This is a genomic window from Winogradskyella sp. J14-2 (genome assembly GCF_001971725.1).
Classification (GTDB): Bacteria; Bacteroidota; Bacteroidia; order Flavobacteriales; family Flavobacteriaceae; genus Winogradskyella.
In genome coordinates this window covers 2,957,149-2,979,208 of sequence record NZ_CP019388.1, presented here as the reverse complement: position 1 = coordinate 2,979,208, position 22,060 = coordinate 2,957,149, and the positions used below count along the sequence as shown (strand labels likewise).

22 protein-coding genes are annotated in these 22,060 nt (G+C 34.6%); 8 read left to right on the top strand and 14 right to left on the bottom strand.

What is annotated here, in order from left to right:
• The first annotated feature begins 36 nt into the window (after positions 1-36).
• Complete coding sequence (locus tag BWZ20_RS13370; protein ID WP_076620672.1) at positions 37-2,454, top strand: penicillin acylase family protein; 2,418 nt, start codon at positions 37-39, stop codon at positions 2,452-2,454.
• The gene (locus tag BWZ20_RS13365; protein ID WP_076620671.1) at positions 2,454-2,813 is read left to right on the top strand and encodes a hypothetical protein; all 360 of its coding nucleotides are present in this window, start codon (positions 2,454-2,456) and stop codon (positions 2,811-2,813) included. Before BWZ20_RS13370 ends, BWZ20_RS13365 begins: the two co-directional genes overlap by 1 nt.
• 173 nt (positions 2,814-2,986) lie before the next feature.
• Here the strand turns inward: BWZ20_RS13365 and BWZ20_RS13360 are convergent, their stop codons facing one another.
• From BWZ20_RS13360 to BWZ20_RS15540, 4 genes are all read right to left on the bottom strand, one after another.
• The gene (locus tag BWZ20_RS13360; protein ID WP_076621365.1) at positions 2,987-5,206 is read right to left on the bottom strand and encodes a TonB-dependent receptor; all 2,220 of its coding nucleotides are present in this window, start codon (positions 5,204-5,206) and stop codon (positions 2,987-2,989) included.
• A 5-nt stretch (positions 5,207-5,211) separates the two neighbouring features.
• Complete coding sequence (locus BWZ20_RS13355; RefSeq protein ID WP_076620669.1) at positions 5,212-6,486, bottom strand: hypothetical protein; 1,275 nt, start codon at positions 6,484-6,486, stop codon at positions 5,212-5,214.
• Between the two features lie 82 nt (positions 6,487-6,568).
• On the bottom strand, positions 6,569-7,087 hold the full coding sequence (locus BWZ20_RS15545; RefSeq protein ID WP_410529711.1) for a DUF4331 family protein: 519 nt from the start codon (positions 7,085-7,087) through the stop codon (positions 6,569-6,571).
• Positions 7,088-7,149: 62 nt separating this feature from the next.
• The gene (locus tag BWZ20_RS15540; RefSeq protein WP_076620665.1) at positions 7,150-7,806 is read right to left on the bottom strand and encodes a DUF4331 family protein; all 657 of its coding nucleotides are present in this window, start codon (positions 7,804-7,806) and stop codon (positions 7,150-7,152) included.
• Between the two features lie 140 nt (positions 7,807-7,946).
• Between BWZ20_RS15540 and BWZ20_RS13340 the strand changes: the two genes are divergently transcribed.
• Entirely contained in the window at positions 7,947-9,125 is a 1,179-nt protein-coding gene (locus BWZ20_RS13340; RefSeq protein WP_076620662.1) for an LETM1-related biofilm-associated protein, read from the top strand.
• A 4-nt stretch (positions 9,126-9,129) separates the two neighbouring features.
• Here the strand turns inward: BWZ20_RS13340 and BWZ20_RS13335 are convergent, their stop codons facing one another.
• The 8 genes from BWZ20_RS13335 to BWZ20_RS13300 form a co-directional block, all read right to left on the bottom strand.
• Positions 9,130-9,885: a LytR/AlgR family response regulator transcription factor gene (locus BWZ20_RS13335; protein WP_076620660.1), complete on the bottom strand. Its 756-nt coding sequence runs from the start codon at positions 9,883-9,885 to the stop codon at positions 9,130-9,132.
• A 28-nt stretch (positions 9,886-9,913) separates the two neighbouring features.
• The gene (locus BWZ20_RS13330; RefSeq protein ID WP_076620659.1) at positions 9,914-10,234 is read right to left on the bottom strand and encodes a 2TM domain-containing protein; all 321 of its coding nucleotides are present in this window, start codon (positions 10,232-10,234) and stop codon (positions 9,914-9,916) included.
• Positions 10,235-10,239: 5 nt separating this feature from the next.
• Positions 10,240-11,376 carry an amidohydrolase family protein gene (locus BWZ20_RS13325; protein WP_076620658.1) on the bottom strand — a complete coding sequence of 379 codons (1,137 nt, stop codon included), beginning with the start codon at positions 11,374-11,376 and terminating at the stop codon, positions 10,240-10,242.
• Positions 11,377-11,397: 21 nt separating this feature from the next.
• On the bottom strand, positions 11,398-11,742 hold the full coding sequence (locus BWZ20_RS13320) for a 2TM domain-containing protein (protein ID WP_076620657.1): 345 nt from the start codon (positions 11,740-11,742) through the stop codon (positions 11,398-11,400).
• A 7-nt stretch (positions 11,743-11,749) separates the two neighbouring features.
• The gene (locus BWZ20_RS13315; protein ID WP_076620656.1) at positions 11,750-12,055 is read right to left on the bottom strand and encodes a 2TM domain-containing protein; all 306 of its coding nucleotides are present in this window, start codon (positions 12,053-12,055) and stop codon (positions 11,750-11,752) included.
• A gap of 62 nt (positions 12,056-12,117) precedes the next feature.
• Positions 12,118-13,476: a histidine kinase gene (locus BWZ20_RS13310; protein ID WP_076620655.1), complete on the bottom strand. Its 1,359-nt coding sequence runs from the start codon at positions 13,474-13,476 to the stop codon at positions 12,118-12,120.
• Between the two features lie 25 nt (positions 13,477-13,501).
• Positions 13,502-14,128: a hypothetical protein gene (locus tag BWZ20_RS13305; protein ID WP_076620654.1), complete on the bottom strand. Its 627-nt coding sequence runs from the start codon at positions 14,126-14,128 to the stop codon at positions 13,502-13,504.
• Positions 14,129-14,130: 2 nt separating this feature from the next.
• On the bottom strand, positions 14,131-14,553 hold the full coding sequence (locus BWZ20_RS13300; protein ID WP_083677271.1) for a DUF2141 domain-containing protein: 423 nt from the start codon (positions 14,551-14,553) through the stop codon (positions 14,131-14,133).
• Positions 14,554-14,873: 320 nt separating this feature from the next.
• On the opposite strand from BWZ20_RS13300, the gene BWZ20_RS13295 reads away from it, so the two are divergent.
• The gene (locus BWZ20_RS13295; RefSeq protein ID WP_076620653.1) at positions 14,874-15,617 is read left to right on the top strand and encodes a hypothetical protein; all 744 of its coding nucleotides are present in this window, start codon (positions 14,874-14,876) and stop codon (positions 15,615-15,617) included.
• A 122-nt stretch (positions 15,618-15,739) separates the two neighbouring features.
• Here the strand turns inward: BWZ20_RS13295 and BWZ20_RS13290 are convergent, their stop codons facing one another.
• Positions 15,740-16,159: a nucleoside-diphosphate kinase gene (locus BWZ20_RS13290; protein ID WP_076620652.1), complete on the bottom strand. Its 420-nt coding sequence runs from the start codon at positions 16,157-16,159 to the stop codon at positions 15,740-15,742.
• 253 nt (positions 16,160-16,412) lie between these two features.
• Between BWZ20_RS13290 and BWZ20_RS13285 the strand changes: the two genes are divergently transcribed.
• Genes BWZ20_RS13285 through BWZ20_RS13275 form a run of 3 tightly spaced genes read left to right on the top strand, consistent with a single transcriptional unit; the run spans position 16,413 to position 19,115 of the window.
• Positions 16,413-17,429, top strand: coding sequence for a DHH family phosphoesterase (locus BWZ20_RS13285; RefSeq protein ID WP_076620651.1), 1,017 nt, complete (start codon positions 16,413-16,415; stop codon positions 17,427-17,429).
• The gene (gldI, locus tag BWZ20_RS13280) at positions 17,429-17,962 is read left to right on the top strand and encodes a gliding motility-associated peptidyl-prolyl isomerase GldI (protein ID WP_076620649.1); all 534 of its coding nucleotides are present in this window, start codon (positions 17,429-17,431) and stop codon (positions 17,960-17,962) included. Before BWZ20_RS13285 ends, gldI begins: the two co-directional genes overlap by 1 nt.
• On the top strand, positions 17,955-19,115 hold the full coding sequence (locus BWZ20_RS13275; RefSeq protein ID WP_076620648.1) for a peptidylprolyl isomerase: 1,161 nt from the start codon (positions 17,955-17,957) through the stop codon (positions 19,113-19,115). The genes gldI and BWZ20_RS13275 overlap by 8 nt, the downstream gene beginning before the upstream one ends.
• Positions 19,116-19,261: 146 nt before the next feature.
• On the opposite strand, the gene BWZ20_RS13270 is transcribed toward BWZ20_RS13275, so the two are convergent.
• Entirely contained in the window at positions 19,262-20,728 is a 1,467-nt protein-coding gene (locus BWZ20_RS13270; RefSeq protein WP_076620647.1) for an aminoacyl-histidine dipeptidase, read from the bottom strand.
• A 210-nt stretch (positions 20,729-20,938) separates the two neighbouring features.
• Between BWZ20_RS13270 and BWZ20_RS13265 the strand changes: the two genes are divergently transcribed.
• Positions 20,939-22,006 (top strand): DUF3810 domain-containing protein, encoded by a 1,068-nt coding sequence (locus BWZ20_RS13265; protein WP_076620646.1) that lies wholly within the window; start codon positions 20,939-20,941, stop codon positions 22,004-22,006.
• The last annotated feature ends 54 nt before the right edge of the window (positions 22,007-22,060 follow it).

The following is a 22,060-nucleotide window of genomic DNA, read 5'->3' as shown; positions in this document are numbered from 1 at the left end:
TATTTGGTATTTTTAGGCCTCAAATAGTGCTACCTAATGAAATATGCTAAGCTCATTGTCTCTTTCGTATTAACGATAGGACTTTTTTTTACCCTAAACACCAAACTAGGCTCCATTCCACCAATTGGTAAATTTTTGAATCCATATTCTGGTATTTGGCAAAATGAATCAACCGAATCTATTTCTGGAAATGTTAGAATTCCTGGATTAAAAGACAAAGTTACCGTTCACTATGATGAACAACTCATTCCACATGTTTTTGCTCAAAATGAAAGTGATCTCTACAAAGCGCAAGGGTACTTAACCGCCAAACATCGTTTATGGCAACTCGAGTTTCAGACCTTTGCTGCCTCTGGACGTTTATCTGAAATCATTGGCGAAAAAGCACTAGATTATGACCGTACAGAACGTCGCAGAGGCATGGGCTATGGAGCAGACCAAGCTATAGCTTATATGGAAAAATATGATAAAGAAACCTTAGGATATATTAAAGATTATGCAGATGGAGTTAATGCCTATATCAGTCAATTAAAACCTGAAGATTATCCTGTTGAATACAAATTACTAGACTATAAGCCCGAAGCTTGGACACCAAAAAAAACAGCATTATTATTAATGTACATGACCAAAATGCTAGCTGGTAATGATGATGATTTAGAATACACCAATGCATTACGATTACTCGGTAAAGATAATTTTGATTTATTGTTTCCTGATTTCTTCGACATTACAGATCCTGTAATACCAAAAGAAACCGATTGGAGCTTTATAGATGTACCGCAAACACCTTTGCCAAATAGTAAGGCTGTATTAGACACCATCACAGAAACAATCTCAAAACCAAATCCAGATAATGGTAGTAATAACTGGGCTGTATCAGGCACAAAATCAGCAACCGGAAATCCTATACTGGCAAATGATCCGCATTTAGGTCTTAACCTACCTTCTATATGGTTTGTTATGCAACTAAGCACACCAAATCATAATGCGTTTGGAGCTACTATTCCAGGTGCGCTGAGTGTTATTTCTGGCTTTAACCAATACATTGCTTGGGGAGAAACCAATGCAACCAGAGATGTTATTGATTGGTATAAGGTTGAATTTAATGAAGACCGTACGAAATATAAGTATGATGGCCAATGGAAAGATGTTTCCATACGTGTTGAAGACATTAAAATAAGAGGAAAAGAAAACTACAAAGACACAGTACTCTACACCCACCATGGTCCTGTGGTATATGACAAAAACTTTAAGTCTAATATGGAATTGGCTGGCTATGCCATGAAGTGGATAGGACACGAAGGAGGAAATAACCAAAAAACATTCTTAGAGCTCAATAAAGCAAAGAATTATGATGATTATGTGCAGGCTTTACAATACTGGAATGCACCTGCTCAAAACTTTGTTTTTGCTTCAACCGAAGGTGATATTGCCTTATGGATACAAGGAAAATTTCCGAATAAATGGGAAGGTCAAGGAAAATTTTTAATGGATGGTAGTAATCCAGAAAATGACTGGCAAAGCTATATACCGCAACAATTTAATGCACATACCAAAAATCCAGAACGTGGTTTTGTGAGTTCTGCCAATCAGCATCCTGTAGATGAAAACTACCCTTATTATGTCTTTAATGATGGCTACGAGACGTATAGAAACAGAGTTATTAATGACTATTTTAATTCTAAAGAAAAATTTAGTGTTGAAGATTTTAAAAAATTACATAACAATAATTACAATCTCAAAGCTTCTGAAATTGTGCCATACATGTTAAAACATATGGACATTTCTCCCCTAGATGAAGAAGAAATGTCTATCTACAATGCAATTAAAACATGGAAATTTAATAACGATATTGATGAAGTTGGTCCCAGTATTTTTAGGCAGTGGTACAGTAAATTGCACAGTTTGGTCTGGGACGAACTTGATATTGAAGACACTGCACTAGATACACCGTTTTCCTATCAAACTATATACCTATTAAAAAATTATGGTAATCATGAGTTTATGGATATTAAAGCAACTAAAGACAAAGTAGAAACAGCAAAAGATTTATTTTTAATCGCTTTTAGAGGGGCTGTGTCAAAGTTAATTGAAATTAAAGAAGAAAAAGGAGATTACAAATGGTCTACCTATAAAGCCACCTATGCAGGTCACTTACTACAAGCCTTACCTGCATTTTCAAGATTTGATATTCCTATTGGTGGAGATCGTAATATTGTTAATGCCACTTCAGAAAATCATGGACCTTCATGGCGTATGATTGTTGAAATGAGTTCGCCACCCAAAGCCTTAGGTATTTATCCTGGTGGACAATCTGGAAATCCAGGAAGCAAATACTACGATAATTTTATAGACGATTGGGCTGCCGGAAAATATCATCAACTTAACTTTTTACAATCTAACCAAGCTACTGATGCTATAATTAGCACACAAACTTTAACACCTAACAACTAATGAAAAATATTTTAATCAACTTTTTTGCTACAATCTTAGTAGCATTTTTATTGTCATTTGTATTGCCCTGGTGGTCTGTAATGACGGCTGCTTTAGTAACTTCATTATTTTTTCCGTTAAAAAGAGCGGCAGTGTTTTTTGTGCCTTTTTTAGCTATCCTCGTATTTTGGGGACTCTACAGTTTTATATTAAGTAGTGGTAATGATTATACACTAGCAAAACGCGTGGCAACACTCTTATATCTGGGCGGAAATCCATATATGTTGATGATAGTTACAGGAGTTATAGGTGGTTTGGCTGCTGGATTTACAGCTATTTTTGGAAAACAATTTGCCGCCTTATCAATTAAAAAAAGATAAACCTGAATTATAAAAAACACCCACACTTTCGTGCAGGTGTTTAACTAACAAAAAAACTCAAAAAAGTATCAAATTTCAATGATACCGATTAACTGTAATCAGCAGTTAATCTTTCTTGTTAGCAACCAATCAACCAAACTTAATTTGCTTCCCCACAAATTAAGTGTTGACCTTTAAAAATTGTAGGTTACGATGCCTTTAATAAAAAAAGGCGTTCCTGGTGTAAAATGAATTTCTTCAACCGAGTTAACCTCGTTTTGTAGGCGAGATTCTGTTGCAAATTGAGTCTCATTCCATTCTACATCAAAAAGATTTTCTACCATAATACCTAGCGTAATATTTTTAATACTATAATTAATATTAAAGTCAGAAACAAAATAACCCTCTGCCACTATAGAATTGTCTTCATTTGCTGGTCTATTATCTAAATATCTAAATCTTAATCCACCGGAAAATCCATCTAAATTATCTATTGATAATCCTCCTGTAAATGTAAAATCTGGAGCTAGTGGTATAAAATCTTCACCATTTGGTTCGTCAATACTTCTTGCGTGTGTATACGTAGCATCAGCATCTAAAAACAACCAATCATTGGCCTGATATCTTAAGCCTAAATCAACTCCATAGCGGTTGGTTTTGCCACTTGGTTCTACAATGCCTGCATCACCAACATACACAAACTCTTGTTCTAAAAATAAATACCATAGTGCCGAGTTAATTACCAATTTTGGAAACGGTTTCCAGATTGTTCCGAGATCAGCACCATAAGAACGAGGTAGAATATCTTTACCATTATTAGCAACAACTACTCTGGCATCGTTAGAATGAAATCCTAATCCTGATTTTAAGTAAAGTTGTAAATTATCTTTGGCATTGTAATAAAAATTTAGTTTTGGACTAACAATTGTTTTTGTTTCCGACTGTGTTTCATAATTAGTTTGCAACACATCGTTGTACATAAACTTAAAATAATCTAAACGCAAGGCAGGAGCTATTTTAAATTTACCCAACTCAAAATCTGCTTTTATAAAGGCATCAATATTAGTTTGATTAATATTACCTAATTGGATATTCTCTAAAGTGGTTGTTCTGTTTAGGGTTTTAGATAGTTCTACGTCATCTACAATGTCGTGCCGTAAACCGAAACCCGATGTGAGATTCATTTCTGTACTACCTAAATAAGTCGAATAATTTATCTCTGCATTCGCTCCAAAAATCTGCCTATTTTCCTTTTGTTTTATCTGATCGCCATTTACAGGGTCTTCTAAGAAAAAAGTGAAGTTAGAAAACAACTCAAAAGCATATTGTGTATAATAGGCATTAGCGCTCAATGTTGCATTATCTGTTATGTACTTATTGTATAAAACACTCAAATTGGTTCTAGATGTTTCGCCACCTTCTGTATCATCTATAGCACCAAACCGTGTAATGTTGCCATTATCAACCTCGCGTTGCGGTATTTGACCAGAGGCATCCCAACGGCTTGTAAAATGCGATGCTGTAAGTGTTAATTTATCATTTTCAGGTGAATAGGTTACATATTTTCCAAATAGGTTCAGTCGGTTAAAGTTTTGTGGAGAATCAAAAGGGCCATCTGTACCTATGTACTCTACGACCATGTAAGCGTTTTGGCTTTTAGCATTCTCCAATAAATTGAACAGACCCACAGTCCTTAAGGTATTAAACTGCCCAAGCGAAAATGATACACTGCTTTTATCTATATAGTCTTTGGTTTTAAAATTTACATAACCTGCGGTATTAAAATCTCCTTCAGAGGCATAATAAGCTCCTTTACCAAAATCTATCTTATTTACGGTTTCTGGTATTACAAAATGTAGATCGCTATAACCCTGTCCGTGTGCATGAGACACCATGTTAACAGGCATTCCGTCTACACCAATACTTACGTCTGTACCATGATCTACATCAAAGCCTCGCAGAAAAATCTGCTCTGCTTTACCACCTCCTGCATGCTGACCAATAAATAATCCAGGCACTTTTCTTAAAACTTCTTGGGAAGAATTTACCGGAGATACATTAAGATCTAATCTGGTTATTGTGCTAACAGGATTTAGTTCTTGTCTAATAACCATCTCATCTAACTGAAATACTTTCTCTTCTAAAAGAATAACCAAATCTTCTCTACTCGTAATTTGTAATACTTTAGTTTTATAACCCAATATTCCTATTTTCAACGAGTCGCCTACATTGGTTTTATTAATGTAAAACACACCATTTTCTGAAGTATGCGCGTGAGATTCTGAATTTAGATTGTACACATAAGCTGCTTCTAGGGGCTGGTTGAGTTCATTTAAAACAACACCCTTAAGATTTTGGCTATGTATACTAAACGCAAAGCATGTTAAAACGATAAATAATAATCTTATCTTCATCATTATTATAGTTCGTTAATTTTTGACTTCATTGTAGGTCCAAGTTCATACAAACTAGCAACCAACTCACTTTTTAAATCCAAAACTTGATCTGTTTTTCCTGCCGCTTTATATATTTCGGCTATGTGGTATAGAACATTGGGTTCAAAGGTGTTACCCTCTACATACTTTTCAATGATCGCGTTAGCTTTTTCTACATCGCCTTTTTTAAAATAACTCCATGCTAACAGATCGTAAGATTGTGGTGTAGGTCTTTTTTCTACTTCGGTTTTAGCAATTTCTATAGCTCTTTCTGGTAATAACATATCTTCTGTATAAACCAAAACGTTATAAGCGTTATACATATCGCCATAATTTTTATTACGCACCATGTAATTATAATCAGCTATGGCTTTATTCTTCATCTCCAGATTCTCGGTAAAGTCGGCAATTTCAGCCTTAAACAACTCATAGTCTGGTGCAGTATAATACGTCGTTATTGAGTCTATAATCTTTAGTGCAGTATTAGGTTTTTTTTCATAAGAAAAAGCAATCCAAGCTATACCTTTTTTTGCATATGCATCTGTTGGGTCTAATTTTAGAGCTTTTAAGTAAAGGTTGTAGGACTCTTCTATTTTACCTGCATGACCATAAAAGTCTGCCAGATTTGTGTAAGACCATTGCTTAAGTCCCTTTAAATTTGAAGCTTCGGCAATCGTTTTAGCTTTTTCCATCTGAGCAATAGCACCTTCTAAATTTCCTTTATGATCCTCCCATTTTGCTAAGCGTATTAAATAATCAAAATCGGACGTGTTTTTAAAACTTTTTAAATAAGATTCTGCCATAAGATAGTTCCCTAACTCTAGGTATACATCGAAGAGCATTTTTTTTGTACCTATTAGATTATCACCGTTTTGTTCTGCCTGCTTTAGCAACTGCAACGCTTCGTTAAATCGATGCTGAGAAATGTAATTTGAAGCTAAACTCTTTAGGTATGATGTGGTTTTTCCTTTAGTGACCTCAACAGCTTGTTTTAAATCATTTTCGGCTTTTATAAGAAATTCTATATCGCCTGTAGCGTCAAAAATAGAGGTATATGCAGCCGCTCGTTTTACTAAGTAAGGGTATTGATTAGGGTTTTTGTTAAGCTTATCTGTCCACTGTTGCGCATTGGCAATAAGTGCAGATTTATCTGCTTTTTCTGATAGATATTGTGAATAATCTTTACTATTGGTCACTGTATTTTTACAGCCGAACATTAGCAGTAAGACAATGAGGGGAAAGGTCTTTTTTAGTATCATGGTTGTTTTGTGAATTTTGTTGTTAAAAATATTCCTGAAGCAGACAATTAGTCTATCTACCTCAGGAATTAAGCTTAGTGTTTTACCAAGGTGAAGCTAAATAAGGAAAAGATGTTAAAAATGGCTTGTCATTAGCATCGACATTATCATTAGATAAGCCTGGATTTTCGGAGAAGTCTTCTCCACCAAAAATAAGGAGTAATTCTACCGTGATAACATCATCGGCTAGGGCTCTACCTGTTAAAACATTTGTACCGTCAAAAAATGTAGTTGTTCCGTCTAAAGAAACATTAAGTACATCTGTTGCCAATAAACCTGTAAATGTTGCTGAGTCTAAACCTAAAGCATTGGTATCGCCTGGATTTGCATACGCTGGACTCAACGCTTCTAGATTGTTTTGAAACATGGCTTGGAAAGCTGCTCCTTGGTTAGACGGTACCGTAGTATTAAAAGCGTCTTTCATACCTGAGGATACAAATACTGTATTTACAGCTGGTCTTCCCATTTGGTCTTGCTGAGCGTAAGTACCAGAAAAATCTGGACCCATTGGCTGAGAAGCACCATCGTCATCATTATTACAATTAAATGCCACTAACGACATTAGCATTGCAATAGCATATAGTTTAATATTATTAATTTTCATCATTATAAATTTTAAGTTTGTTATTGTCTTCTTTTAGATTCTACCCAAGTATTTATTGTCCCTGTACCACCTATCATGGATTTAGGAACCTCAACCACAACTGAAAGCACGTTGGTGCCAGCAAAGGTGTCTGCCCCAGGATTATTAAAACTTGTAGCGTTACCTGCTATAATTTGAGAATACTGTGCAAAATCCATAAAAAACGGATCATCTCTTGGACCCGCAAATGCCATCATTCCACCAGAGCTTTCTATAATTGCAGATTGCCCATAGGGTGTAATATCTACTGAGAGTTGATTGGTCGCATTAGTGGCTATTGTACTGTTTAAACCCGTTTGGGAAGGCGCTATTGGCCCAAACACATACATTTTACCATCTCTTGCTATGGCTTGGATTACTAAATCCTCTACGTTATCTCCTGTATTATCGATATTAAATTCGATTAATACATTTTCATCAAAAGCCGCATTTTGTGTATCACTACCCGAACCTAAAAGTCCTTGTACATTTGCTACAAATGCAATATTTGATGTGTTCTCGCCCTGAAAGGCATAAAAATCTGTGATATCACTCGTACCACCTTGTACAGCAGGTGCATCTATGTGATCTGCTGCGATAACAACAAATGTTGCAATTGCTACAATTGCTGCTGCCATTAAAAATTTTGTTTTTTTCATAATTTGAGATTTGTTAATTATTGTGTCTCTATATTACCTACGAAAAAATCACAGAGGCAGTTTTATATTTTTTTCAAAAAGTTTGAAATGTGGTTGTTTTTTAGATATAAAAAGTATCTTTATATTTTAATAGTGTTACCATGAATCCATCAGCAAAAGGCTGGATAAAAAAACTACTTAAAGACCTATCAAATCATAATCTGGCTGATATTGACACCTTAGATTTTTATAATAAGCTGAGACAAACTGGTTTTATTTATGGTAGTAATATTTCTACATTACAATTTATAGATCAATCTTTTGATTTTACAGAAGAAGAGCGAAGTAAAATAAATTTGCTTTTATGTTTTTATCATATTCACTTACGTGAAGGGTGCTCTAATGAGACATTTGTTGAGAAGCTTGTTGCTTATTACAAAATTGTTGGTGAAAACGAACGTTCTTTTTTTGAAGAACTTTTTGGAGAATCGTCTAGTGATAGATTACTAGAAAAAATGATGCATAAACGCATTCATATAGATGATAATTTTATTTCTAAAAGCTTTAATTACTTTTTAGTTAACGCCTTGCTCTTTATAGATGTACTTGGCTATATACAGTTTTTAAATGGTAAAAAAGACATTAAAAGTTACGTAGACAATTTAGAATCTGCTTTAGAGTCTGTAGTTATCTCTGTAATGGATACTAAATCTAATAAGTCTAATTACGACGAAAATTTAATGAAGCTTTTTGAAAGCTCCATGCGTCAAAAAGGCACAGATATTAACACTTACCACGATGTTATTAAACTTATTAATCATCCTTTAGAAAAACGGTATCTTGTAGACTTGGTTTGCATGGCTTCTTGGAGTGACAAAATAATTGATACAGCTGAGAAGAATTTTCTTAACCAACTAAAAGACGATCTTCACCTAGAACAGCATGTTATTGATAATTCTATTGCATCTATAAACTTATTTTATGACGAGCATAAAGAAGAAGTTGCGTTTTTAAGTTCTAAAAACTTAGCACAAAGTTTTTATGACAACAGTAGCAAACTGGTGTCTAAGCTTGTTAATCGTAACAAAAAGCGCCTTTTAAAAGAACTGTCTGAGAGTAAAGAAGCAATGAAATTACTGACGGCCTCAACCTACAGAACACTAAATGACGACGAGCAAAAAAAGATACAGCAACAACTATTAGATATTTTTAAATCTATACCTAGTTTGGCCATTTTTATGCTACCAGGTGGTGCAATTTTATTACCGCTTTTTGTAAAAATTATTCCAAAATTACTGCCTTCTGCTTTTGATGATAATAGGATTGAAGAAGAGGACTAAGTACCTACTCTAACCAGTTTTTAAAATCCTTTACGCGCTCTCTTGCTACAATAATATCTTGCTCATTAAAGTGACTGAGTTTAATTTGCAACCTAGAGTTGGTATAGCTAATAATATCTTTTATGGCATTAATATTAACGTAAAATTTTCGGCTTACCCTAAAGAATACATGTGGCTCCAACTCGTCTTCGAGTTGATCTAAAGTTAAGTCTAACAGATAATTTCTACCTTCGTTAGTATGTGCATAAGTCCCTTTATTTTCGCTATATATACATTCTATATCTTCAATATTTATAAGCTTTAGGTGTTGACCCACTTTTACAGAAAAACGCTTTTTGTACTCGCGCTCTATTGGATTTACAAGTAGTTTCTTGATATCGTTAAAGTCTAAAGTAACAGATTGCTTTTGAGGTGTTCTACCTTTAAACTTATTTACCGCAATTCTTAAGTCGTCATCATCAATTGGTTTTAAAAGATAATCGATACTGTTGAGTTTAAAAGCCTGAAGCGCGTATTCATCGTAAGCCGTGGTAAAAATAACCGCAGAATTTATGTCTAAAGCTTCAAAAATCTCAAAAGATAGACCATCACTTAACTGTATATCTAAAAAAATGAGGTCTGGATGCTCGTTGTGTTGAAACCATTGCAAAGATTCTTCAACCGAATGTAACATTGTTTCTGCGGCTACATCCATAGATTTTAGCATGCGTTGTAACCGTCTTGCTGATGGTTTTTCGTCTTCTATAATGATTACGTTCATGTTGTATTATATTTTTTGGTTTGTTAGTTTATTCCCACATCTTGGTTTCCTCGGTTGATCCGTTCTCCAGATAAGAAGCTATTTTTTTGTCTTCCCAGCTTTTTTTAAAGACCTTCCGTTCTTTATAAATTATAAAAGCGTGTATCATAATAACAACTGTCCATAATACTAAAATTGAAAGATTAAGACTAATTATGTTATTCTTGTATTCCCCTTCAACAATATAGAGATTGTATAACAACAGTGCCACTACTACAAGGTATCCTGCAAAGTGAATGTAAAACAGTTTTAATCGTCTTACGTGTTTTTGAGCTTTTAGCAATCCTTCTTTGTTCTTTATTTTCATCATCGAGCCTATTCTTTAAGAAGTTGGCCTTTTTTCCACACCTTTTTCTGATTCATTATTGCATTAATATCTTCTATAACATCGCCTTCAATAAGAATAAGATCAGCCAAATACCCTTCTTTGACAAAGCCAGTCTCTTTAAGACTAAATGCATTTGCAACATTACTTGTTACTGTTTTTAATACTTCTATGTTGCTAAGTCCAGCTTCACGTAATAACTGCATTTCCTTATATAAATCAGTTCCATAATTGATACCTAAATTAGGAGGGTCAGTTCCAGCTAATATTGGAATATTTGCATCATGCATTTTTTTTACTTCATTAAGTAAATCTTCTTTTTTGAGAAATTTATTCGAACCTTCTCCCATACTCTCAAATGCTTTTAGTGTTGTGAGCAATGTTGGGATTACAAAGAAGGATTTGTTTTTGGTTAATGTTTCTAATTCTGAAGTTTCTATAGGTTTATCCCACCAAATATGCACTAATCCGTCTGCATTTTTATTAAGTACATTTATAGCATCTTCTAGCCTACTAATATGCACTACTGCAATCATTTTGGCTTTATGCGTTTCTTCGATTATCTCGGATACTGTTTCTAAGGACAAGGTTTCTTTCCAAGGTTCTACAATAATTTTAATATAATCTACATTGGCTTTTATACGGTTTTCTACAAAAGATACAGCGTTTTCTGGTTTGGTTAATGTTGGTACAGGAAAACCAAACTGTGTGCCATGTCCATTAGGTGCAGTTGCTGCATAACCAGCCACATAGTACCTAGCATAATCAGTGGAATCTTTAAGTTGCCGCATTGCCGTTTGATAAGGTTCTACACCATGCATATCCATTACATTGAGTACACCAGCTTTTGCAGCATCTTTTAACGATTGTGGAGACCAAGCATGCACATGTGCATTAGAAAGTGCAGGAATCAAAGTTTTTCCTTTGCCATCTATTATTTCATCCTTCTTTTGTAGAATAATAGCTTCTGAAATCTCTACGATTCTTCCATTCGCAACTCTTACTGATGTTTGATCAATGATTGTATCTCCATCAAAAACTCTTACATCTTTAATAACAAAGCTATTTTGAGCTTTTAGCGTGATTACCGAAAATGTGAAAATTAAAAACAATTTTAGCGCCTTCATATTACTAAATTAAAGATGAAACTACTCCCAATTACGGTCTTCTTTGTCCATAAACTCTTGAATCTTCCGTTTTTCCCAATCTTTACCGAAAAAGAAATCTGGTCCAAATACGCCAATAAAATGAAACGCTAAACCTATGCCCCAAAATACTGCTGTGGCATAAGGCCCAAAACCTCTAAAGCCGCTTTCTGAGTTAAGTCCTATCAACAATATTAAAAACAGATTAACAACAATGTAAACTGCAAAATGCCAGTAAAACCCAATTAAGGCATCTACTTTTTTCTTGGCTCTTAAATACGCTTCTTCTTTTCTAAAATCTGAAACCTCGTCTTTATCTTCATAGGGTTCTAAACTGTATCTTTCCATGTCTTTATTAATTTGAATCGTTAGACAATTCTCTCTTCATGTATTCTTCAATTTTACGTTCTTCCCATTTAGCACCAAACTTAAATGATAAAAAATGTAGGATTACAAATACTCCCCAAATTGTCCATGAACTTAAAACGTTAATGGTTAAAAATGCATCTACAAAACCGTCCCAACTATTAAAATTTCCCCAAACTTTTATTAGAGTTATAACTGAGTTAACGAGTAAGTAAATGATAAGGTGCGTGTAAAATCCTTTCTCTTTTTCAACTTTGCGTTTGGCTTTTATGTAATTTAAATTCTGATCTTTCATTTTTTTAATTTTTTAGATTACCAACTTCAACTCTTTCCTTTTGGTAAAGTTAGGATGAGCTTTTAGTTCCAACGGTTTTTTTCATCTTCCTTACGCATGTATTCTTCAATTTTGCGTTGTTCCCATTTAGCACCCAATGCGCCATTATCTACATATACACGATAGGCTTGGAACACTAAACTAATTCCCCATCCAAATATTGGAAACCAAAACCATTGAATGGTATGTTGCGAAAATCTATACCATATGAAAATTAAAAATGGTATAACTAAGACATACGATATTAAACTATAGTAGAATGCCTTTAACTCATCTACACGCTTGCGAGCTCTGACATAATCGTTGTTAAGACGATCGTTCGATTTATGTGCTGTTCTCATTATTGATACTTGTTTGGTGAGCATAGGAATTGCAACTGCAAAATCTTTCTCTCGTTGATTGATGTAAACTTTTCGTTCTGTAAGTAACTGATAGCGCTGCTTTATATTTTCTAAACCAACTCCACTACTCTTCTTTACAATTTGTTTTGGCTGAAGATTGTTCATCACCACTAAATGATTTCCGTCTTCGTATATTTTTATGTGTAATGGTTTACTCGAGGTTACCATATTGTGCTTTACTGCATTTTCTAATAACAGCTGTAAGGACAAAGGCACAACTTTACTCTCAGGATTTGATGAGTTATCTGGTATCTCAAAAATGATACTATCTTCAAATCTCATTTTTAATAGCGACATGTACGTTCTGGCAAAATTTAACTCTTCATCTACCGTAACCAACTCCTTATTTTTTTGTTCTAGAACATAGCGATATACTTTTGATAGCGCTGTTGTAAATTTTTGTGCACTATCCGGATTTTCTTCAATTAAACTCGTTAAAACATTGAGACTGTTAAAAAGAAAATGTGGATCTAATTGATTTTTTAGTGCATCAAACTTAGCACTAGCTGCGCCAGCAATTACTTTTTGTTCCTTAACCTTGGTTTTTTGCAATTCTTTATAATAATAAACCGCGTGAAAAAACAAGGAAATAACTAGTGTTATAAGGAGCGCGCTAATGTAAAACTCTGGTCGTTCAGAGTTGACAAACTCCATCCAAGACTCGCCTTCTAGAACGATTTCTATAAATGCTCTGATAAAAAAAATTGTTATTAGCGTGATGATTACCGACCCTAGAAATCCTGTGGCTAATCTGTATTTGTTATAACGCGTCCAGACATCTAAACCATTGATATAGTCAAAAAAATAAGAGTTAACCAAACTTAATGGTACAGAATAAATAATATAGTAAGCAAACGTACGGTAGAAATTTTCGTTCAACTCAATAGCCATGCCTGTAAAATAGCGTATAGACTGGTCTACAATCATAATTACAATACCTACTAGGATACCAGAGACTACCGTTTTAAAAAATCTCTTCATATTTTTTACTTACAAATTAATACGTTTATTCTTTACACTCTGCTAATACTTGTTCTGCACGCTCTTTTCCCCAGTTTGGATGAAAATCGCTCTGTGGCTTAAAGGTATCAAAAAGTTCTATTGCTGCTTCAATTTCTTTGCAGAATGGAGCTGTATCCTGACCGAAGTATTTGGCACTTCCCATTTCCCAATCTGCTTTACCAAATGCTGCTCTTGGATTTGCTGGGTCTAGTTTTACGGCTTTGGCATACAGCTCTGCAATCTTGCCAGCATACTTCATGCCGTAAGTTGCACCATCATAAGCCACCCAATTGGTATATATCTGAGCTTGCATTACTATAAGCTCTGAGTTGTCTTTATCACTTTTGGTCATTGCAATATCTAAGTGTACTTGTGCTTTTTCTAACTGCGCTTTTAATACGGTTTCGTCCTTCTCGTTCCAGCTTTTTAGACTGTTCATTTGTGCAATGTAGTAGTTAGGCAACCACTCATCTTCTTCGGCTTTTGAGATGCGCTCAAACATATTTTCAGCGTCGTCCAATTTGCCTGCTTCCCAAAGATCAAAAGCTTTGGTCATTCCTTTTTCAAAGTTGGTTTGCGCATGCGTTAGTCCTGTGATTGTAAATAATGCGATAAATAGTATAGATTTCATAATTAAAGTATTATAGTTATAGTTTTATCTCTTTGTAATGTAAATTTGGCATCGTCCCATTTTGGCGGTCCCATAATCCCTTTTGCATCATTAGAGCAGCCATAATCTTCTTTGGGAATTCCAAGAAAGTTGCAGTCTAATTGTCCATTATCATTTTCGTCATGAAAAATAGAAACCGCATAGGTGCCTTTTGGTAGGTTTTTAAAAGTGACAACGCAGCTATTATTGACTATTTTAGAGGTTATCCCTTTGTAGGACTTATTCAAAAAGTTTGCCTCCTTATTGTATACCGACACAAATATTTGTCCATCGTCGCTATCTACATCCGCAACCTGTATCGTCAATTTACAAGTTTCCTGTGCGTATAGATTAGCAGACAAGATACTTATAATGATGGCAACTGCAATTTTTACTAGTGTACTCATTATGCTTTTCATTAATATGCAATAATTATGATACAAATATGCGTCACATTTCTAGCTTCTTAAAAAGAGCATTACCGAATTGTCGCTTTTTAAGGATGAATTGTATCCTTTTGAAAAACCCAAGCAAATGAATAATTCCAGAATGCCATTTTTTAAAGCCGATTGCCAAGAAATTAGTACGTGAACAATTACTGCGCAATTACGCATAAGCAAAAACCTAGCTTTAGCGCAACCATTAAAATTTAGTTACCTTTAAAATGTAATACGGTGTAGCTATGTAATAGATCTGTTTTTTGCTGTAACCATTAAAATATAATTTTATGAAAAATATAGTGTTGCTGTTTTTAGGATTGATAGTTTTAGGTTGCAATCCTGATGATAAAGACGAAAACGTAGAAGAAAGCTACGAAACTTATCTCAAGTATTCTTTAAAATTAAAAAGTGATCCAACTCAGATCCTTTACATTCAGGAATATGTCTTTGATAATAACGGAAAAGTTGTTTCTGAAAATTACACTAACATAAATAACCCTCAATACAACCATTATAGCACGTTTGCATATGATGACAATGGACGAATTATTCAAGAAGTTAGGGATGGAGACGTTTTTTTTAATATTAATTGGACTAATGATCTTGCAGAGGTGTATAATAGTCAAAATGTAAAAATTTCAGAATTCAATTTCAACGGAACTATATTAACTTACTATAAAACAGGATTTAACACCAATACTATTAGAACAAAATTCTTCAACTATGATTCAAATCAAAATATAATTTCGATTGAGAACGAAACCGAAATATATGTTGAGTTTTTAGATTATGACTTAGACAAAAGAAATCCCTTACACTTAATCGAGTCTATAGGTATCTTAAGAATTGATTACAAACCTTATTTTAAAAATATATTTGGCACGGAAAAAGTATACCCTTTTGAAGGAGGTGACTATACGCAACCTTTAACCTTCTACGACTATTTTTATGAGTTTGATGCCGAAAACAGAGTTTACCAAATCGAAGATGAAAAATCCCTTATTTATATAAGAGAATTTGAATACGAATAGCATAAAAGTTGCCATAAATAGCTATTAGTACTGGCGCTGTTTCCAACTGTACTTCACAAATTTTAAAACAAAAAGACCATCCTTACAGATGGTCTTTTCAACTATATATAAAGTGTTTATTCTTAAAACATCTCTCTGCCAGCAAAGTGAAACGCACCTTCAATAGCAGCGTTATCATTACTATCACTACCATGTACAGCGTTTTCGCTAATAGAATCAGCATACATTTTACGGATAGTACCCTCTGCAGCATCCGCAGGATTTGTAGCTCCAATTAAGGTTCTAAAATCTTCAACAGCATTGTCTTTTTCTAAGATCGCTGCTACGATTGGGCCACGCGTCATGTACTCAACCAATTCACCAAAGAATGGACGCTCCTTGTGGATTCCGTAGAATTCCTCAGCATCTGCCTTTGTCATTTGAGTTAACTTCATTGCTACGATTCTAAATCCTGAAGCTGTAATTTTTTCTAATATTGCGCCAATGTGTCCTTTTTCAACAGCATCTGGCTTTAACATTGTAAATGTTCTGTTAGTTGCCATTTGTAATTTTTTAATTGGGTGCAAAAGTAATGCATTTCTTTAATTTATCAAGCGCCTCAATTATTAAATTAATGTTACTACATACTGTAGCTCTGAGCACTGTTAAAGCAACTCTATATTGTCATTCCGCACTCGATACGGAATCTCATTTCAAATCAACTAATAGATTCCTGCCTTCGCAGGAATAAGAACGATTCTTAATTTCATATTAAAAACGTTTTCAAAAACACTAAAAATTGTAAATTCGCTTCCTATGATTAAAACACAAATTCCAGAATTAAAAACACTAATCAATACACCACAAGATATTGTGGTTGTGCCACATAAAAATCCAGATGGTGATGCTATGGGCTCTACATTAGGCCTGTTTCATTATCTAAAAACTTACAATCACCAAGTAACTGTTATTGCACCTAATGATTATCCAGATTTTTTAAAGTGGTTACCAGAAAATGACAGCGTTTTAATCTTTGAGTCTCAGCAAGACCAATGCGAAGCAATAATAAACAAAGCACAGCTTATTTTCACTTTAGACTTTAATGCCTTACATCGTGCTGGTGATATGGCATTATCTTTAGAACAGTCATCGGCTACCAAAATTATGATAGATCATCATCAGCAACCCGATGATTATGCTAAGTATATCTACTCTGATGTGAGTATGTCTTCTACCTGCGAAATGGTTTACAATTTTATTGAAATGCTAGGTGATTTAGATAAAATAGATAGTGCCATTGCTACTTGCTTGTACACAGGTATTATGACAGATACTGGTTCGTTTCGTTTTCCGTCTACCACAAGCAGAACGCATGAAGTTATTGCAGACTTAATGAAGCGTGGTGCTAAGAATTCGGATATTCATAATAAAATCCACGACACCAACAGTTACAGTCGTTTGCAACTTTTAGGCAGAGCAATGCAAAACCTAAAGGTCATACCAGAATTACGCACAGCTTACATTACCTTATCGCAAGCTGAGTTGGATGAATTCAATTTTAAAAAAGGAGATACAGAAGGGTTTGTTAACTATGGATTATCATTAAAGGATATCATCTTTGCAGCTATCTTTATTGAAAACCAGCAAGAGGGTATCGTAAAAATATCTTTACGCAGTAAAGGAACATTTTCTGTAAATGAATTTTCGAGAGCACATTTTAATGGTGGAGGCCATACCAATGCTGCTGGTGGACGCAGTGAAGACAGCTTAGAAGCTACGATTGAGAAATTTATTAGTATATTACCACAATATAAAAATGAATTGTCCCAGTAATGAAACACCTACTCTACATACTAATTGCAACTTTTGTTTTAGTGGGTTGTAAATCGCCCGAAGCCAGAATGCCAGAAACGGTACAGTCTGGTTCTTTCCTTAAAGAATCGGCAGAGCGCAACAAAAAACTAAACGAAAAAGAGCAAGAGATTATTCAAACGATGATAAAGAATAATCCAGATAAAGATTATATCGCCTCAGAAAGTGGGTTTTGGTACTACTATAACACCAAAGCTGAAAAAGATACTATTCAACCAGATTTTGGCGACATTATTAATTTTGAATACAACGTGTCTGACCTTAGCGGAAATGAAATCTACGCAACTGCAGAAAGAACGTATGTAATGGATAAGCAGGAGCTTTTTACTGGTTTGCGTGAAGGTTTAAAACTCATGACTGCAGGAGATGAAATAACATTTATCTTTCCATCACAAAAAGCATACGGCTACTATGGTGATGAAAACAGAATAGGAACAAATGTTCCATTAATTTGCGAAGTAACTTTAAACACTATAACCCAAGAAAATGATTAAAAAAGCACTTACAACGTTTATAATATTAGTTGTATTGGCAAATATCTCTTGCCAAGAGAAATATCCAAATTTAGAAGATGGACTTTATGCTGAATTTGTTACCAATAAAGGTACAATGATTGCCAAACTACATTATGATAAAGTACCTGTGACAGTAGCAAATTTTGTCGCTTTAGCCGAAGGTAATCATCCCATGGTAAAAGAAGAATACAAAGGAAAACGCTATTATGATAGTATTACTTTTCACAGAGTGGTAAACAATTTTATGATTCAAGGTGGAGATCCTACTGCTTCAGGAATGGGAGATCCTGGTTATAAATTTCCGGATGAATTTCATCCAGATTTAAAGCACGATAAGCCTGGTGTTTTATCAATGGCAAATCCTGGTAGAGATGCCAACGGAAGTCAGTTCTTTATCATGGAAAAAGAATGGCCAAGTTTAGATAACAGACATGCTGTTTTCGGACAGGTTATTGAAGGTATGGACGTACACGATTCTATCTCTAACGTTAAGGTAATTGATCCTGCAAGAAGAAATCACAAGCCTGTTGAAGATGTTGTTATTACTGAGCTTAACATCATAAGAAAAGGAAAAGACGCCAAATTTTTTGATGCACCAAAGGTATTTGAAGAAGAGATGCCTAAAATCATAGAGAAAAGAGAACAGCAAGAGGCAGAAGCTAAGAAAAAAGCTGCAGAATTAGCTCAAAAAGCTAAAGAAGAATGGCTTAAGAAAAATGAATCTATGGATGGTCGTCGTATTGAGTCTCCTACAGGAATGGCCATGATTTTTACAAACGAAAGTGATGGTGTGCAACCAAAGTCTACAGATCGCGTAAATATAGACTGTGCTGGCTATTTTGAAAACGGCGAGTTATTCTGGACAACCTGGGAAGAAGTTGCTGAGAAAAACGGCAAGTTAGACGAAAGACAAGCCCAAGCAGGACAGTATAAACCCTTTACAATGCCTTATAATGAAACTGCAAGTTTAGTTGCCGGTTTTAGAGAAGCAATGCTAAACATGAAAGTTGGTGACAGAGCCAGAGTATTTATTCCATATTATTTAGGCTATGGAGATACTGGTAGAGCACCTTTAATTCCACCTAAAACAAACCTAGTTTTTGATATAGAGATTGCAAGTATTGCTGAATAAGCAGATAACAGAATTATAATAAAAAAGGCAACTGCACTTCGACTACGCTCAGTGACCAGTTGCCTTTTTTGATTTTATAAACCGTGACCAAACGCTGAACAACACTTCGACAAGCTCAGTGTGACAGTTCAACATAACAAATACAATTAAGCTTTCTTCGGAATATTTTTCAAAATCTCTAAAACAAATTCCCAATATTTCTTTGCTGATGAAATCTGAGCACGTTCATCTGGTGAGTGCGCACCTTTAATATTTGGTCCAAAACTAATCATGTCCATTTCTGGATAATTTTGCCCAAGGATTCCACACTCTAAACCTGCATGGCAAGCTGCAACATGAGGTTTTTCTCCATTATTAAGACGCTCATAAATTGGCACCATTACTTTTAAAATAGCAGAATCCATATTTGGCGCCCAACCTGGATAACTTCCTGAAAATTCAACCTCACAACCTGTTAGCTCAAAAGTTGCACGAAGTGTATTGGCTAAATCCCATTTAGAACTTTCTACAGAACTACGTGTTAAGCATCCAATTTTCACCGCGCCATCTTTTACAATAACCCTGGCAATATTATTAGAAGTTTCTACCAAATCTTTAATATTTGGACTCATTCTATACACGCCATTTAAGGCAGCGTACAATGCTCTTGTTAATCCTTCTTGCACACCTAAATCCATGATTTTTTCTGGTGTTTCAGATTTAGAAATTTTTATTTCTAAGTCTGGCTCCATGGTTTTATACTCATGCTTAATGGTATCTACCAAAGTTTTCATTTCAGCTTCAAAAGTTGCTTCGTTAACAGCATCAATCGCAACAACTGCTTTACTTTCTCTTGGTATGGCATTACGTAAACTACCTCCATCAATTTCAGAAATACGTAAACCATAGTTTTCAAAACCGTCAAATAATAATCGGTTCATTAACTTGTTTGCATTTCCTAAACCTTCATGGATTTGCATACCTGAGTGACCACCTTTTAAACCTTTTACTTCAATGGTGTAACCAATTTTAAACTCTGGTGTTTGCTCTTCGTTGTATGTGCGTGTGGCAGTAACATCTACTCCACCTGCACACCCAACTCCAATTTCATCATCTTCTTCGGTATCTAAATTCAGTAGTATTTCACCATTAAGCAAACCACCTTTAAGACCCATAGCGCCTGTCATACCAGTTTCTTCATCTATGGTAAACAACGCCTCTAAAGCAGGATGCGCAATACTATCACTTTCTAAAATGGCCATAATTGTCGCCACACCAAGACCATTATCTGCACCAAGCGTTGTACCTTTTGCCTTTACCCAATCTCCAGCAACATACATATCGATACCTTGTGTATCAAAATCAAAAACGGTATCGTTATTTTTTTGATGCACCATATCTAAATGCGATTGCATAACAATGGCTTTACGGTCTTCCATTCCTGCGGTTGCTGGCTTTCTAATGATGACGTTACCAACCTCATCTTCCATAGTTTCTAAACCCAATCCTTCACCAAAATCCTTCATGAATTTTATAACACGCTCTTCCTTTTTTGAAGGACGTGGTACTGCATTAAGATCTGCAAACTTGTTCCATAGTGCCTTTGGCTCAAGGCTTCTTATATCTTGACTCATATTACTTACCCACGGAAGTGAGTATCTTTTTAAATTAATACTTGATTTTCGATTACAAAAGTACAAAAATGATAACGGAATATTTAGTGTTCTAAGCTCGCGTTTCTTTAATAGAACGTCATAAATATGTATGCAATTGAAGTGCTAATCTTGAATAAATATAGATTCCGCATCAAGTGCGGAATGACAAGTTTTTCCTATTTTTGAGTCATGCCGAAAAACAAAAAACTCATCATTGCACTTTTCTTGATTGTCCAGATTTTTGCTATTCAAATCTTAAAGTTATTCCCTGAATTTGTAGAGCAATTTTACAGTAATGTTGTTTATGTTTTTACCTCTAAATTAATGCGCTATGCCTTTGGTTGGTTACCATTTTCAGTAGGTGATGTGTTTTATACTTTAGCTGGTATTTATATTATTCGCTGGATTATCATTAACCGAAAACGCATTTATAAGGACACTAAAAATTGGTTATTAGACATTTTAGCAACCTTGTCCTTAGCTTATTTTGCGTTTCACGTGTTGTGGGCATTTAACTATTACAGGCTTCCACTATACAAATCGTTAGATCTTGAAGCAGAATACACCACAGAACAGCTGGTTAATTTCACAAAGCGATTGATTGAAAAATCGAATAATCTACACAATCAACTAGCCCTTAACGATTCAACAAAAGTAGACATGCCTTTTACCAAATCTGAGGTTTTTGATATGGTAAAAGACAGTTACAAAACATTGTCTGAAACCTATCCGCATTTAGATTATAATCCTGTAAGTATTAAAAAGTCCATTTACAGCGTGCCTCTAACTTACATGGGATTTTCAGGCTATTTGAATCCTTTTACTAATGAAGCACAGGTAGATGACTTAATTCCAACCTACAAATTCCCAACCACATCATGCCACGAAGTTGCGCATCAATTGGGCTATGCAGCTGAAAATGAAGCTAATTTTATTGGTTGCTTAGCCGCTATTTATAATAAAGATCTTCATTTTAAATATTCTGGTTATACTTTTGGATTACGCTATTGTTTGGTAGAAATCTTTAAACGCGATAAAGATTTGTACTATGAAATTCTAGCCACCGTGAATAAAGGTATTTTAATGAATTACCAAGAAGTCAAGGATTTTTGGAAGTCTTACGAAAACCCAATTGAACCCGTTTTTGAAAAAACCTTTGATAATTTCCTAAAAGCAAACAACCAAGCTGACGGTATGAAAAGCTATAGTTATGTTGTGGCTTTACTGGTTAACTACTTCGAAAACCAGTCACTATAAACGTTAAAAAAACTAAATTCAATTTCAAAATTGTCTTTAATTAGTATCTTTCAA